This window comes from Pseudooceanicola lipolyticus (assembly GCF_002786325.1).
Lineage (GTDB): Bacteria > Pseudomonadota > Alphaproteobacteria > Rhodobacterales > Rhodobacteraceae > Pseudooceanicola_C > Pseudooceanicola_C lipolyticus.
Map to the genome: position 1 here is coordinate 40850 of NZ_PGTB01000017.1, position 12406 is coordinate 53255.

The window sequence follows — 12406 nt, forward strand, 5'->3', positions numbered from 1 at the left end:
GATGACCAGGCGTTTCGATTACTTCATCCTGCTGGCCGAGATGCGGACGGGTTCGAATTTCCTCGAGTCCAACCTGAACGCGTTCGACGGCATCGCGTGCCATGGCGAGGCGTTCAATCCGCATTTCATCGGCTATCCCAACAAGACCGAAATTCTGGGTATCACCCAGGCGATGCGCGATGCCGATCCCGCGCGGCTGATCCGCGCGGTCAAACAGGCGCCGGGTATCGGCGGGTTCCGGTTTTTTCACGACCACGATCCGCGCGCATTGGAAATCGCGCTGGCCGATCCGCGCTGCGCCAAGATCGTGCTGACGCGCAACCCGCTGGAAAGCTATGTGTCCTGGAAGATCGCCAAGGCCACCAACCAGTGGAAGCTGACCGATGTAAAGCGGCGCAAGCAGGCCCAGGCCGAATTCGACGCCGAGGAGTTCGCGCGCCACGTCGCGACGCTGCAAGGCTTCCAGGTCGCGCTGATGAACCGGCTGCAGAGCAGCGGCCAGACCGCCTTCTATGTCGCCTACGAGGACCTGCAGGACCTGGGGGTGATGAACGGACTGGCTGCCTGGCTGGGCTGTGACGCGCGGCTTGAGGCGCTGGATGACAGCCTCAAGGTACAGAACCCCGCGCCGCTGACCGACAAGGTGTCAAACCCCGACCAGATGCAGGCGGCGCTGGCGGGCATGGACTGGTTCAACCTGTCGCGCACGCCGAATTTCGAACCGCGCCGCGGCGCCGCCGTGCCCAGCTATGTCGGCGGGGTGGCCACGCCGCTGCTCTACCTGCCGATACCCGGCGGTCCGGTGGACAGTGTGGCCGCCTGGCTGGCCGCGCTCGACGGCGTGTCGGAAGCGGATCTGCACCGCAAGATGACGCAGAAGACCCTGCGCAAATGGAAGCGCTCGATGCCCGGACATCGCAGCTTTACCGTGCTGCGCCACCCGGCGGCGCGGATCCATTCGGTGTTCTGCCACAAGATCCTGTCGACCGGGCCGGGCAGCTATCTGAAGATCCGCCAGACCCTGAACCGCCAGTTCGGCCTCAATCTGCCCGAGGGCGATCTGGACCAGAGCTATTCACTGGCGAGCCACCGGGCGGCGTTCGAAGGCTTCCTGACCTTCGTCAAGGCCAACCTTGCCGGACAAACCGCGCTGCGAGTGGACGGGACCTGGTGCAGCCAATCCCAGGCGCTGAGCAGTTTTGGCGATTTCGCCCTACCCGATCACGTCCTGCGCGAGGATGAACTAACCGAATTGCTGCCCGATCTGGCCCGCCGCGTCGGGCATGCCGCGCCGCCGGCCTGGCAGGCGGATAACAGCCCCGAACCCTACCCGCTCGCCGACATCTATGACGATGCGCTGGAGGCGCTGATCGCCGATGTCTACAACCGCGATTACGTGATGTTCGGCTTTCAGGCTTGGGGGCGGCCGCCCGAGGCCGCGCAGCCCCGGCGCTAGGCCGGGGCGCGCCAGCGTCAGGCGGCCTTGACCGAATTCGGTTCGGTCAGCAGCGCATACAGCGCTGCGGATTCGCGGTTGGCCCGCAGCTTGGCGCACAGTGCCGCGTCCCGCAGGGTGCGCGAGACCAGCGCCAGCGCCTTCAGATGCTCGACGCCCGATTCCTCGGGCGCGAACAGCGCAAAGGCAATATCGACCGGCTGGCGGTCGACCGCGCCGAAGTCGAGCGGCTTTTCCAGCATCACGAAGATGCCGACCACATCGTCCAGCTTGGTGATCCGCGCATGCGGCAATGCCACGCCATGGCCGACGCCGGTGGGCCCCAGGGTTTCACGCTCCAGCAGCGCCTCGACCGTTTCCGAACTGTTCAGGCCATAGCTGGCCGCGGCGACATCACCAATTTCCTGAAACAGACGTTTCTTGCTCGAGGCGGCGGCAAAGACCTTCACCGCCTCGGGTTTGAGGATGCTTGAAAGCTGCATGTACACTGTGCTCCGTCAGAGGGCGCGCCTGCAACGCGCGCTGCCTCAATCCAGGTTTCGCGGGTCAATCCAGCCGATGTTGCCATCGTCCCGGCGATAGACCACGTTTAATTCCTTCTTTCCCTCGTTTCGAAAGACCAGCACGGGCGCACCTGCCAATTCCATTTGCATAACCGCCTCTCCGACCGACAATGCAGGGATATGCATCTCGGTCTCGGCGACAATGATCGGCTGGAGCGAGTCGGGTTCCGTTTCATCCGTCTGCTCTTGGGAGGCGAGGATATAGGAGGATGCGCCGAAGAGTTCAACCGGTTCCGACCGTTCGCGATGATGGTCCTTCAGGCGGCGCTTGTAGCGGCGCAATTGCTTGTCCATCTTCTCGGCGCAGGCCTCGAAAGCGGCGTAGATTTCGGTCGCATGCGCCTTGGCCGCGGCGTTCAGCCCGCTGGACAGGTGAATCGTCGTTTCGCAGACATATTCATGGGCCGAACGCGAGAAAACGATATTCGCATCGGTGGGGCGCTGCGAGTATTTCTGCAGCACTTCATTCAGTTCGCTCTTCACATGGTTCTGAAGCGCTTCGCCAATGTCGATCTGTTTTCCGCTGATTTGGTAACGCATTTTGTTCCTTCACTTTTCTCACCCATCGCGCATCGTACCTGAAATGCGCGGGACTTAGTTTCGGGTGAACGGAGCTGGTGTTGATACCGTCTGTATACCGTCTCGCCCGTCCTTGCGGGCGTTGCGGGATACAGCGTCGGACTGCACGTTTGCCATAGCCCAATTGACACATTGTGACAGGCGTGTGTCAACGAAAAGCGGTTCGAGCGCGTACACAAGCACAGGTTTGCTGGGCATGAACCGGTGTCGCCATCACGAGATCCGGAAGTTTTCCCCAAGATAGACCCGTCGGACGTTTTCGTTTTCGACCACCTCGCCGGGCGTGCCCGACATCAGCACCTGGCCTTCGTGCAGGATATAGGCTCGGTCAACAATCTCGAGGGTTTCGCGCACATTGTGATCGGTGATCAGCACCCCGATTCCCCGGTTGTTCAAGTCCGCGACCAGGTGGCGGATATCGGCAACCGAGATCGGGTCGACCCCGGCGAAGGGTTCGTCCAGCAGCAGGTATTTCGGCTCGGCCGCCAGGCAGCGGGCAATCTCGACCCGCCGCCGCTCGCCCCCCGACAGCGCCAGCGCGGGCGCCCGCCGCAGATGCTCGATCGAGAAATCCGACAGCAGCTCTTCCAGACGCTCGCGCCGGCGGTGATGGTCGCGATAGGTGATGTCCAGCACCGCCGAGATATTGTCCTCGACGCTGAGCCCGCGAAAGATCGACATCTCCTGCGGCAGATAGCCGATCCCCAGCCGCGCGCGCCGGTACATCGGCAGGGTGGTGACCGCCTGCCCGTCGATATGCACGCTGCCGGCTTCGGGAAAGATCAGCCCGGCAACGCAGTAAAACGATGTGGTCTTGCCCGACCCGTTCGGCCCCAACAGCGCCACCACTTCGCCCCGGTGCAGGGTCATCGACACGTCGCGGATGACCATTTTCTTGCGAAAGGATTTGCGCAGATGACTGATGACCAGACCGGAACTGCCGGCGGTGACGGTAAATTTCGGCTTTTCCATCAGTTGTCGCCGTCGGGATTCAGGATGGTTTTCACCCGTCCTGCCATTTGCGCGGTCCCGGTGGTCAGGTTGACCGTCATCCGGTCCGAGGTCAGCGCATTGTCGCCCTGGGTCAGCAACACGTCGCCCGTCATTACGATCACGCCGGTGTCGATGCTGTAATCGGCCCGGTCGGCCTGGGCGGCGTCCGGCCCGTTTACCAGCACGACGTTGCCCACCGCTTCCATCCGCTGGATGCCCTTGCCCCCGGCGCCGTAGATCACCAGCACCCGTTCGGCCGACAGCCGCATCTCGCCCTGGCCGATCTTCACGTTGCCGCGGAACTCGGCCGAGCCGTCGGCCTGGTTCACGTCCAGGGTGTCGGCAGTGACCTCGACCGGCAGGGTCGGGTCTGCCTTCACGGTGCCGAAGGCGACATTGGTGGTTTGTGCCGAGGCGGTGGCAGCGCCAAAAGCGACGCAAAGGATCAAAAAGAAGAGGCGGACGGGAAACAATTCAGTTATTCCGGATTTTCTGCGGGCCGATATACCAGCTTTACGCCGCTTTTGAAAAGCACGTGCAGCGGGCCGCCCTCGTTTTTTGCGCTGAATTCCATGCTCCCCGAGGTGAGATCGCCAAACGGGCTGGTGCCGCTGAGGGTTCCGGGCGCCTTCCCGGACAAGCCGGTCAGCGCGGTGTCCAGCTGATCGGTGCGCACGTCGATCCCGGTCGAGGTGACAATCCGCACATCGCCCGAGAACCGCGCCAGATCCTCGCGTGCCAGCACCTGGACCAGGTCGGATTCAAGCGTCATGCCGCCCCCGGCCGCGGTTTTCAGCTGAGCGCTGACATCGGTCGCCTCGGCCGGCCGGTCGGTGCCGCCGGGCCGGGCGAGCGTGGCGTTTACCATGATCTCGTCGCCGTTCGAGGTGGTGCCGGAAAAGAACGGTCCGGTGACCTGCTGGTCGCGCAGGCGGCCGGCGATCTCGCTTTCGGCAAAGGGGATCGCCGCGTTGAACTCGACGCCGCGGGACAGCAGGAACAGCGTGGCCAGAATCGCCAGCGCGGCCAGCGGCAGCAGGACCTTGAAGAAGGCGACCATGCGGGAATAGGAATCCATCGCCCGCGCCCCTGCCATCAGCCGATGCCTGCCCGCAGGCAGTCATGGATATGCAGCACCCCCAGTGCCGGACCGGGCCCGTCGCTGACGAAGAGCGAGGTGATCTGCGCCCGGTTCATGATCGCCGCGCCTTCCTCGGCCAGCGCATCGGCGCGGATGGTCTTGGGGTTGCGCGTCATCACCTCGCCGGCAGTGTGGCTCAAGAGCCCGTCAATCTTGCGGCGCACGTCGCCATCGGTGATGATGCCGGTCAGGCCGCCCTGCGCGTCGGCCACGCCGGTCATGCCGAAGCGGCCGCGGCTGATCACCTGCAGCACCTCGGCCATCGGTGTGTCTTCCTGCACCATCGGAATGTCGTCGGGGCCGTGCATCAGGTCACGCACCTTGGTCAGCTGCGCGCCCAGCTTGCCCCCCGGATGGAAGGCGCGGAAATGCTCGGGGGTGAAGCGGCGATGTTCCATCAGCGCAATTGCCAGCGCGTCGCCCAGCGCCAGGGTCATGGTGGTCGAGCTGGTCGGCACGATGCCGTTGCCGCAGGCCTCCTCGGCGCGGGGCAGCACCAGCGCCACGTCGGACTGGCGCAGCAGTGTCGAATCCACGCCGCTGGCCACCCCGATCAGGGGGATCATGAAGCGCCGGGTATAGGCGATGACATCGGCCAGCTCCGGCGTTTCGCCGGAATTGGACAGCACCAGCGCCACGTCGCCCTGCGCCATCATGCCCAGGTCGCCATGGCTGGCCTCGGCCGGGTGGACGAAATGGGCCGGCGTGCCGGTGCTGGCCAGCGTCGCGGCGATCTTGCGGGCGATGTGGCCGGATTTGCCCATCCCCGAGACGATCACCCGGCCCTTGGCCTGCAGGATGGTGTCGACCGCGCGGTCGAAGGCGCCGTTCAGCCCCTGTTCCAGCAGGGTCAGCGCCTGCGCCTCGGTGCGGATCACCCGCCGGGCGATATCCTGGAACGTCGCGGTCATGAGTGGGCGAAGATGTCGGTTTCGGGCCAGCCGGCCAGGTCCAGCCGCGCGCGGGTCGGCAGGAATTGGAAACAGGCCTGGGCCAGATCGGTGCGATCCTCGCGGGCCAGCATCGCGTCCAGCTTCTGGCGCAGCGCGTGCAGGTGCAGCACGTCCGAGGCGGCATAATCCAGCTGCGCCTCGGTCAGGGTTTCGGCGCCCCAGTCGCTCATCTGCTGGTGCTTGGAGATGTCGAGGCTCAGCAGCTCCTGCGTCAGCGCCTTCAGCCCGTGCCGGTCGGTGAAGGTGCGCACCAGGCGGCTGGCGATCTTGGTGCAATAGACCGGCGCGGCCAGCGCCCCGAAGGTATGGTACAGCGCGGCAATGTCGAACCGGCCGAAATGGAACAGCTTCAGCACCTCCGGGTTCTCCAGCATCGCGCAAAGGTTCGGAGCCTCGGTCTGGCCCTTGCTGACCTGGACGATATGGGCATTGCCATCCCCGCCCGACATCTGCACCACGCACAGCCGGTCGCGATGCGGGTTCAGCCCCATGGTCTCGCAATCGATCGCCACCACGGGCCCCATGTCCAGCCCGTCGGGCAGGTCGTTCCGGTATAGATGGTTTGCCAAGCGGTCAGTCCCCGTCAGTGCCGCATGCGCGGCGTCAGCGCCGAGATAGGCGGTTTGGCGGGTGAACTCAACTGCCACCGGGGGAAAGCCGCCGCCGGGGCCGCTTCAGCGCTCCAGCCGGTCGGCGAGGTCATCGGTGTCACCCATCGCCGCCAGCTTGACCTCGCGGATCAGGCGCAACGTGGGTTTGGCGGCAAAGCAGAGCGAACCGATGATGAACAACCAGGTGCCAGGGGTTGTCCAGCGTTCGGACAGGAACATCACCGAGCCGATTACAAAGCAGATTGCCGCGGCGAAATCGACCAAGGTATAGGCGATTTCGAACAGGGCGTAGAGACGCTTGCTTTCGGTGCTCTGGTTACGATGGTCCTTGTGGAACAGCATGGGGGCGCGGCCTTTCGTTGGGTGCCCCCGGACTCGCAAGGATTGGCCGCCGGTTCAAGGGGCCGGCAACGGCATGCGACGTTACCGGCTGAGCCCGCCATGCAGCGTTGGCACATCAAGCCCGGCAAAGCCGTAGTGGCGCAGCCAGCGCAGGTCGGAATCGAAGAAGGCGCGCAGGTCGGGGATGCCGTATTTCAGCATAGCGATGCGGTCGATCCCCATGCCAAAGGCAAAGCCCTGCCATTGCTCGGGGTCGATGCCGCCGGCGGCCAGAACCTTGGGGTGCACCATGCCCGAGCCCAGCACTTCCAGCCAGCCGTCGCCTTCGCCGATCTTCAGCTGCCCGCCCTCCCAGGAACACTGGATATCGACCTCGGCCGAGGGTTCGGTGAACGGGAAATGCGAGGCACGGAAGCGGGTTTTGATGCCATCGATCTCGAAGAAGGCGGCAAAGAACTCTTCCAGCACCCATTTCAGGTTGGCCATGGAAATGTCTTTGTCCACCGCCAGCCCCTCGACCTGGTGGAACATCGGCGTGTGGGTCTGGTCGTAATCGGCGCGATAGACGCCGCCGGGGCAGATGATGCGCAAGGGCGCGCCCATCTTTTCCATCGAGCGGATCTGCACCGGCGAGGTATGCGTGCGCAGCACATGTGGTGGGCGGTTGTCGCCCGCGGCGCGGTGCATGTAGAACGTGTCCATCTCGGCGCGGGCCGGGTGGTGGCCGGGAATGTTCAGCGCGTCGAAATTATACCAGTCGGTGTCGATGCGCGGGCCCTCGGCTACGGAAAAGCCCATTTCGGCAAAGATCGCGGTCAGTTCCTCGGTGACCTGGCTGACCGGGTGCACGGTGCCCTGGCGCCGGGGCCGGCCGGGCAGGGTGACGTCCAGCCATTCGGTGCGCAGCCGTTCGTCCAGCGCCGCGTCGCCCAATGCCACCTTCTTGGCGGCCAGCGCCGAATTGATCTCGTCCTTCAGCGCGTTCAGCGCCGGGCCGGCGACCTGGCGTTCCTCGGGGGTCATCTTCCCGAGTTCGCGCATTTTCAGGCTCACCTCGCCCTTCTTGCCAACCGCGGCCACGCGGATGGTTTCCAGTGCGGCCTCGTCGGCGGCGTCGGCAATCTGGCCGAGATATTTGCTTTTCAGATCGTCCATGCCCGGTCCCCGGTTTGTCGTGCGCCGTGCTAGCCGCAGTGTGGTGCGATTGCAAGCGGGGGTGTCCGGCGGCGGGGTTACTCGGGCAGGCCCTTCAATCCGGCCAGCACGAAGTCGGCGGCCAGATCGGCATAGGCCTCGCGGCTCAGCCCCTTGCCGGGGCGGTGCCACATATAGACCCAGTTCAGAATGCCGAAGATCGACATGGTCAATGCGCGCACCCGGTCGGCATCGAGGTCGGGGCGCTCGGCGCGGATGGCGTCGGACATGGTGGTGACCAGCCGCCGCTGCAACGCGATCAGCGGCGCCTGCATCTCGGGCGGCAAGGTGGCCAGCGCGTCGATCTGCAGTTTATGTTCGGCATCGGCGTCGTGATAGGCGGCCAGCTTGGCGGCGATGATCCCGCGAATCCCCGCGTCGCGCGCCTGTTCCATCACCTCGACCAGCTCGGAAAGATGCGCGTCGAGGATGTCATACAGCAGCGCCTCCTTGCTGTCGTAATAGTGGTAGATCAGCGCCTTGGAGACGCCGCATTCGCGCGCCGCCCCGCTCATCGAGGCGCGGTCAAAGCCGTGCCGCGCGAAATAGGTTGCCGCGCCGGCGCGCAGCCCGGCGCGCTTTTCGTCGTGATCGCGTGCTACCCCCCTTGGCATCAGCTTTTGGGCCGCTTGTCGATGATGCGCACGGCCTTGCCCTGGCTGCGTTCGACACCGCCGGGATCGGCAACCTCGACCCGGATCGACACGCCGACCGAGGTTTTGACCTTGTGGATCAGGTCCTTGGCCGCCGCGGCGCGCTGTTCCGCGCCCTGATGCCCCTCGACCGCCTCGACCAGCACTTTCAGCTCGTCCATCCGGCCCGGCCGGCTGAGCTCGATCTGGAAATGCGGCGCCAGCCCCGCAACGGTCATCAGCTGTTCCTCGATCTGGGTGGGGAAGACATTGACGCCGCGCAGGATGATCATGTCGTCGCTGCGGCCGGTCACCTTTTCCATCCGCCGCATCGACCGCGCGGTGCCCGGCAGCAGGCGGGTCAGGTCGCGGGTGCGATAGCGGATGATCGGGAAGGCCTCTTTCGACAGCGAGGTGAAGACCAGTTCGCCAATCTCGCCGTCAGGCAGCACCGCCCCGGTTTCGGGGTCGATCACCTCGGGATAAAAATGGTCCTCCCAGATATGCAGCCCGTCCTTGGTTTCAACGCATTCATTGGCAACGCCGGGGCCCATCACCTCGGACAGGCCGTAAATGTCGACCGCATGCATGTCGAAGGCCTGCTCGATCTCCAGCCGCATCGCGTTGGTCCAGGGTTCGGCGCCGAAGATTCCGACCTCCAGCGGCGATTGCCGCGGGTCGCGCCCCTGCGCGGCATATTCGTCAAGGATCGACAGCGCATAGGACGGGGTCACGGTGATGCCCTTGGGGCGGAAGTCCTCGATCAGGCGCACCTGGCGCTGGGTCATGCCGCCGGAGACCGGCACCGTGGACAACCCCAGCGCATCGGCACCCAGATGGATGCCCAGGCCGCCGGTGAACAGGCCATAGCCATAGGCGTTGTGCAGCATGTCACCGGGGCGCATCCCGGCGGCCCGCAGCGACCGCGCCACCACCTCGCCCCAGACCTTCAGGTCATTGTCGGAATAGCCCACCACCGTTGGCTGCCCGGTGGTGCCCGACGAGGCATGGATGCGCCGCACCTGTTCGCGCGGGATGGCGAACATGCCGAAGGGATAGTTCGCCCGCAGGTCCAGCTTGGTGGTAAACGGAAACTTGCCCAGATCTTCCAGCGTGGTCAGATCCGAGGGGTGCAGGCCGGCAGCATCAAAGCTTTGCTTGTAGAACGGCACATTGTCATAGGCATGGGCCAGCGACCATTTCAGGCGCTGTGTCTGCAGCGCGGCAATCTCGTCGCGGCTGGCAATTTCGATCGCGTCCAGATCCGCGCGGTTCGGGGTCAGGTCCTTCATGTTTCGTCCTCCTCGAAATTCTGTCCCTTGATGGTGCGCGACAGGCCGCGGAACATTGCCACGGTGCGTCCATCCGCCCCGGTTACCTTGACATCATAGACCCCCGACCGCCCGGCGCGGCCGACCTCGGCCGCCTGCGCCGTCAGCCGTTCACCGGGTTGGCCGGGGCTGAGGAAGGTGATCGAATTTTCCTGCGCCACGGTCACCCGGTTATAGCTGTTGCAGGCAAAGGCGAAGGCGCTGTCGGCCAGGGTGAAGATATAGCCGCCATGGCAGATGCGATGCCCGTTCAGGTGATGGTCCTGCACCTGGAACGACAGGGTGGCGGTGCCCGGCCCGATGGCGTCCAGCGTCATGCCCAGCCATTTCGAGGCGGCATCCTTGTCCCACATCGCCTGGGCACTGCGTTCGGCACGTTCCTGTGGGGTCATCGGCTCCTCCCTCTCCTCGCGGTCAATCTGCACAAAACCGACCATGCGGTCAATAGTGTTGATTTCCCCGCCGCGCCGCGCCATGCTGCGGGCCAGACAGGAGAGAGGACAGATCATGCTGAGACCGGAAAGCTATGCGGCGGGGAGCTGGATTGCCCCGGGAGAGGACGCACGGGCGATCAACGGGCCGGTGACCGGCAAGGTGATCGCCATGGCCGGCGGCAAGGCGCCGGATGCGCAGGCGATGCTGGACTGGGCGCGAAACCAGGGCGGCCCGGCGCTGCGGGCGATGGGGTTTCATGATCGGGCGCGGATGATCAAGGCGCTGGGCAGCTATATTGGCGAGCGGAAAGAAGAGCTCTATGCGCTGAACCCGCTGACCGGGGCGACCCGCCGCGACGGTGCGGTGGATATCGAGGGCGGCATCGGTACGCTGTTTGTCATCGCCTCGAAAGGCCGGCGCGAGATGCCGGACGGGCAGGTCTATGTCGATGGCGGGGTCGAGCAGCTGTCGCGCGACGGCAGTTTCCTGGGGCAGCATATCTGCGTGCCGTTGCAAGGCGTTGCCGTGCATATCAACGCCTTCAACTTTCCGGTCTGGGGGATGCTGGAAAAGCTGGCGCCGACGCTGCTGGCCGGGATGCCGGCGATTGTGAAGCCGGCAACCCAGACCTGTTACCTGACCGAGGCCTGTTTTCGCATGATCATCGACAGCGGCATCCTGCCCGAAGGTGCGGTGCAGCTGGTGGTCGGCGGTCTTGGCGACATGCTGGACCGGCTGGATGCGCAGGACGTGGTCAGCTTTACCGGCTCGGCCGATACCGCGCTGCACCTGCGCAGCACCCCGGCGCTGATGCGCAACTCGGTGCGCTTCCATGCCGAGCAGGACAGCCTGAACGCCACCATCCTCGGCCCCGACGCCAAGGCCGGCACGGCGGAATTCGACGCCTTCATAAAGGAGGCGGCGAACGAGATCACCACCAAGGCGGGGCAGAAATGCACCGCGATCCGGCGCATCATCGTCCCGGCCGATTCGATCGCCGAGGTATCCGAGGCACTGATGGCCCGTCTGTCGGGCATCGCCATCGGCGACCCGGCGGATGAAACCACCCGCATGGGCGCGCTGGCCTCGGCGGCGCAGAAGGCCGATGTGCTGGAAAAGATCGCGGCAATCGGGGCCGAGGCGCGGGTGCTGACCGGCGACCCGGAAGCCACCGGCGCCAACCCCGAAGGCGCGTTCCTGGCACCGACGCTGTTGCAATGCGATGATCCGGACGCGGCGACATCGGTGCACGAGCTGGAGGCTTTCGGCCCGGTCTCGACGCTGATGCCCTATCGCGACCTGGCCCATGCGGCGCGGATCGCCAATCGCGGCGGCGGGTCGTTGGTGGCTTCGCTGGTCACCGCAGATCCGCAGGTTGCCCGCAGCGTGGCGCTGGAAAGCGCGGCCTGGCACGGGCGGCTGTACATCGTCGGCGGCGCCAATGCCAAGGCCGGCACCGGCCACGGCGCGCCGATGCCGCATATGGTACATGGCGGACCCGGTCGCGCCGGCGGCGGCGAGGAACTCGGCGGCGTGCGTGGCGCGCTGCACTACATGCAGCGCACCGCGATCCAGGGCAGCCCCGACGTGCTGAGCGCGATCACTGGCCAATGGGTGGCGGGCGCGGCCGAAACCAAGGGCCCGCAACACCCGTTCCAGCGCACCTTCGACGAGATCGAGATCGGCGAGACCCTGCACACGGACAGTCGCGAGGTGACGCTGGAGGATATCGAGCATTTCGCCACCTTCACCGGCGACACCTTCTATGCCCATATGGACGAGGCGGCGGCGCAGGCGAACCCGTTCTTCCCCGGCCGGGTGGCGCATGGCTATCTGCTGCTGAGCTTTGCCGCCGGACTGTTCGTGCAGCCCGATCCGGGGCCGGTGCTGGCCAATACCGGGCTGAACGGGCTGAGCTTTCAGAAACCGGTCAGCCCCGGCGACAGCGTCAGGGTGCGCCTGACCTGCGCCCGCAAGACCCGGCGCACCGACAGCTATGGCGAAGTGGCCTGGAACGTGACGCTGTATAACCAGGACGCTGAACAGGTGGCGCAATACGAACTGCTGACCATGGTGGCCTACACCAAGTGATGCGGCATCCTCCCGGGCCCGGCCCGGGAGCGCCTCAGGGTGGCGGCGCGGCTGCGCGCAGCCGGGCGGTCAGCGCCTCGGCCTC

General features: G+C 65.3%; 14 protein-coding genes. 2 read left to right on the forward strand and 12 right to left on the reverse strand.

Features of this window, described 5'->3' with window-relative positions; genetic code table 11:
• Nucleotide 1: 1 nt before the first annotated feature.
• Nucleotides 2–1456: a sulfotransferase family 2 domain-containing protein gene (locus CVM52_RS07620; protein ID WP_100161915.1), complete on the forward strand. Its 1455-nt coding sequence runs from the start codon at nucleotides 2–4 to the stop codon at nucleotides 1454–1456.
• A gap of 17 nt (nucleotides 1457–1473) precedes the next feature.
• On the opposite strand, the gene CVM52_RS07625 is transcribed toward CVM52_RS07620, so the two are convergent.
• The 12 genes from CVM52_RS07625 to paaI all read right to left on the reverse strand — a co-directional run bounded on the left by CVM52_RS07625 (nucleotide 1474) and on the right by paaI (nucleotide 10187).
• Nucleotides 1474–1938, reverse strand: a complete 465-nt coding sequence (locus CVM52_RS07625; RefSeq protein WP_100161916.1) for a PTS sugar transporter subunit IIA — start codon at nucleotides 1936–1938, stop codon at nucleotides 1474–1476.
• Between the two features lie 45 nt (nucleotides 1939–1983).
• Nucleotides 1984–2559 carry a ribosome hibernation-promoting factor, HPF/YfiA family gene (gene hpf / locus CVM52_RS07630; RefSeq protein ID WP_100161917.1) on the reverse strand — a complete coding sequence of 192 codons (576 nt, stop codon included), beginning with the start codon at nucleotides 2557–2559 and terminating at the stop codon, nucleotides 1984–1986.
• A gap of 252 nt (nucleotides 2560–2811) precedes the next feature.
• Nucleotides 2812–3570 carry an LPS export ABC transporter ATP-binding protein gene (gene lptB, locus CVM52_RS07635; RefSeq protein ID WP_100161918.1) on the reverse strand — a complete coding sequence of 253 codons (759 nt, stop codon included), beginning with the start codon at nucleotides 3568–3570 and terminating at the stop codon, nucleotides 2812–2814.
• The gene (gene lptA / locus CVM52_RS07640; RefSeq protein WP_100161919.1) at nucleotides 3570–4064 is read right to left on the reverse strand and encodes a lipopolysaccharide transport periplasmic protein LptA; all 495 of its coding nucleotides are present in this window, start codon (nucleotides 4062–4064) and stop codon (nucleotides 3570–3572) included. The genes lptB and lptA overlap by 1 nt, the downstream gene beginning before the upstream one ends.
• A 5-nt stretch (nucleotides 4065–4069) precedes the next feature.
• A complete protein-coding gene (locus CVM52_RS07645) occupies nucleotides 4070–4669 on the reverse strand; it encodes a hypothetical protein (RefSeq protein ID WP_100161927.1) in 600 nt (199 codons plus the stop codon).
• Between the two features lie 17 nt (nucleotides 4670–4686).
• Nucleotides 4687–5643: a KpsF/GutQ family sugar-phosphate isomerase gene (locus CVM52_RS07650; protein WP_100161920.1), complete on the reverse strand. Its 957-nt coding sequence runs from the start codon at nucleotides 5641–5643 to the stop codon at nucleotides 4687–4689.
• Entirely contained in the window at nucleotides 5640–6254 is a 615-nt protein-coding gene (locus CVM52_RS07655) for a ribonuclease D (protein ID WP_100161928.1), read from the reverse strand. Before CVM52_RS07655 ends, CVM52_RS07650 begins: the two co-directional genes overlap by 4 nt.
• A 105-nt stretch (nucleotides 6255–6359) precedes the next feature.
• Nucleotides 6360–6638, reverse strand: a complete 279-nt coding sequence (locus CVM52_RS07660) for a YrhK family protein (RefSeq protein WP_100161921.1) — start codon at nucleotides 6636–6638, stop codon at nucleotides 6360–6362.
• An 81-nt stretch (nucleotides 6639–6719) separates the two neighbouring features.
• The gene (gene pheS / locus CVM52_RS07665; RefSeq protein WP_100161922.1) at nucleotides 6720–7793 is read right to left on the reverse strand and encodes a phenylalanine--tRNA ligase subunit alpha; all 1074 of its coding nucleotides are present in this window, start codon (nucleotides 7791–7793) and stop codon (nucleotides 6720–6722) included.
• A gap of 77 nt (nucleotides 7794–7870) precedes the next feature.
• On the reverse strand, nucleotides 7871–8446 hold the full coding sequence (locus CVM52_RS07670; protein WP_100161923.1) for a TetR/AcrR family transcriptional regulator: 576 nt from the start codon (nucleotides 8444–8446) through the stop codon (nucleotides 7871–7873).
• On the reverse strand, nucleotides 8446–9756 hold the full coding sequence (paaK, locus tag CVM52_RS07675; protein ID WP_100161924.1) for a phenylacetate--CoA ligase PaaK: 1311 nt from the start codon (nucleotides 9754–9756) through the stop codon (nucleotides 8446–8448). The genes CVM52_RS07670 and paaK overlap by 1 nt, the downstream gene beginning before the upstream one ends.
• Complete coding sequence (gene paaI, locus CVM52_RS07680; protein ID WP_100161929.1) at nucleotides 9753–10187, reverse strand: hydroxyphenylacetyl-CoA thioesterase PaaI; 435 nt, start codon at nucleotides 10185–10187, stop codon at nucleotides 9753–9755. Before paaI ends, paaK begins: the two co-directional genes overlap by 4 nt.
• Nucleotides 10188–10302: 115 nt before the next feature.
• Between paaI and paaZ the strand changes: the two genes are divergently transcribed.
• Nucleotides 10303–12321, forward strand: a complete 2019-nt coding sequence (gene paaZ, locus CVM52_RS07685; RefSeq protein ID WP_100161925.1) for a phenylacetic acid degradation bifunctional protein PaaZ — start codon at nucleotides 10303–10305, stop codon at nucleotides 12319–12321.
• Nucleotides 12322–12406 lie beyond the last annotated feature (85 nt).

What these genes read in the sequence shown, in the direction of transcription:
- CVM52_RS07620 (WP_100161915.1), top strand. Translation starts at nt 2, where the DNA reads ATGACCAGGCGTTTCGATTACTTCATCCTGCTGGCCGAGATGCGGACG.
- CVM52_RS07625 (WP_100161916.1), bottom strand. Translation starts at nt 1,938, where the DNA reads ATGCAGCTTTCAAGCATCCTCAAACCCGAGGCGGTGAAGGTCTTTGCC.
- hpf (WP_100161917.1), bottom strand. Translation starts at nt 2,559, where the DNA reads ATGCGTTACCAAATCAGCGGAAAACAGATCGACATTGGCGAAGCGCTT.
- lptB (WP_100161918.1), bottom strand. Translation starts at nt 3,570, where the DNA reads ATGGAAAAGCCGAAATTTACCGTCACCGCCGGCAGTTCCGGTCTGGTC.
- CVM52_RS07645 (WP_100161927.1), bottom strand. Translation starts at nt 4,669, where the DNA reads ATGGATTCCTATTCCCGCATGGTCGCCTTCTTCAAGGTCCTGCTGCCG.
- CVM52_RS07650 (WP_100161920.1), bottom strand. Translation starts at nt 5,643, where the DNA reads ATGACCGCGACGTTCCAGGATATCGCCCGGCGGGTGATCCGCACCGAG.
- CVM52_RS07660 (WP_100161921.1), bottom strand. Translation starts at nt 6,638, where the DNA reads ATGCTGTTCCACAAGGACCATCGTAACCAGAGCACCGAAAGCAAGCGT.
- pheS (WP_100161922.1), bottom strand. Translation starts at nt 7,793, where the DNA reads ATGGACGATCTGAAAAGCAAATATCTCGGCCAGATTGCCGACGCCGCC.
- CVM52_RS07670 (WP_100161923.1), bottom strand. Translation starts at nt 8,446, where the DNA reads ATGCCAAGGGGGGTAGCACGCGATCACGACGAAAAGCGCGCCGGGCTG.
- paaK (WP_100161924.1), bottom strand. Translation starts at nt 9,756, where the DNA reads ATGAAGGACCTGACCCCGAACCGCGCGGATCTGGACGCGATCGAAATT.
- paaI (WP_100161929.1), bottom strand. Translation starts at nt 10,187, where the DNA reads ATGACCCCACAGGAACGTGCCGAACGCAGTGCCCAGGCGATGTGGGAC.
- paaZ (WP_100161925.1), top strand. Translation starts at nt 10,303, where the DNA reads ATGCTGAGACCGGAAAGCTATGCGGCGGGGAGCTGGATTGCCCCGGGA.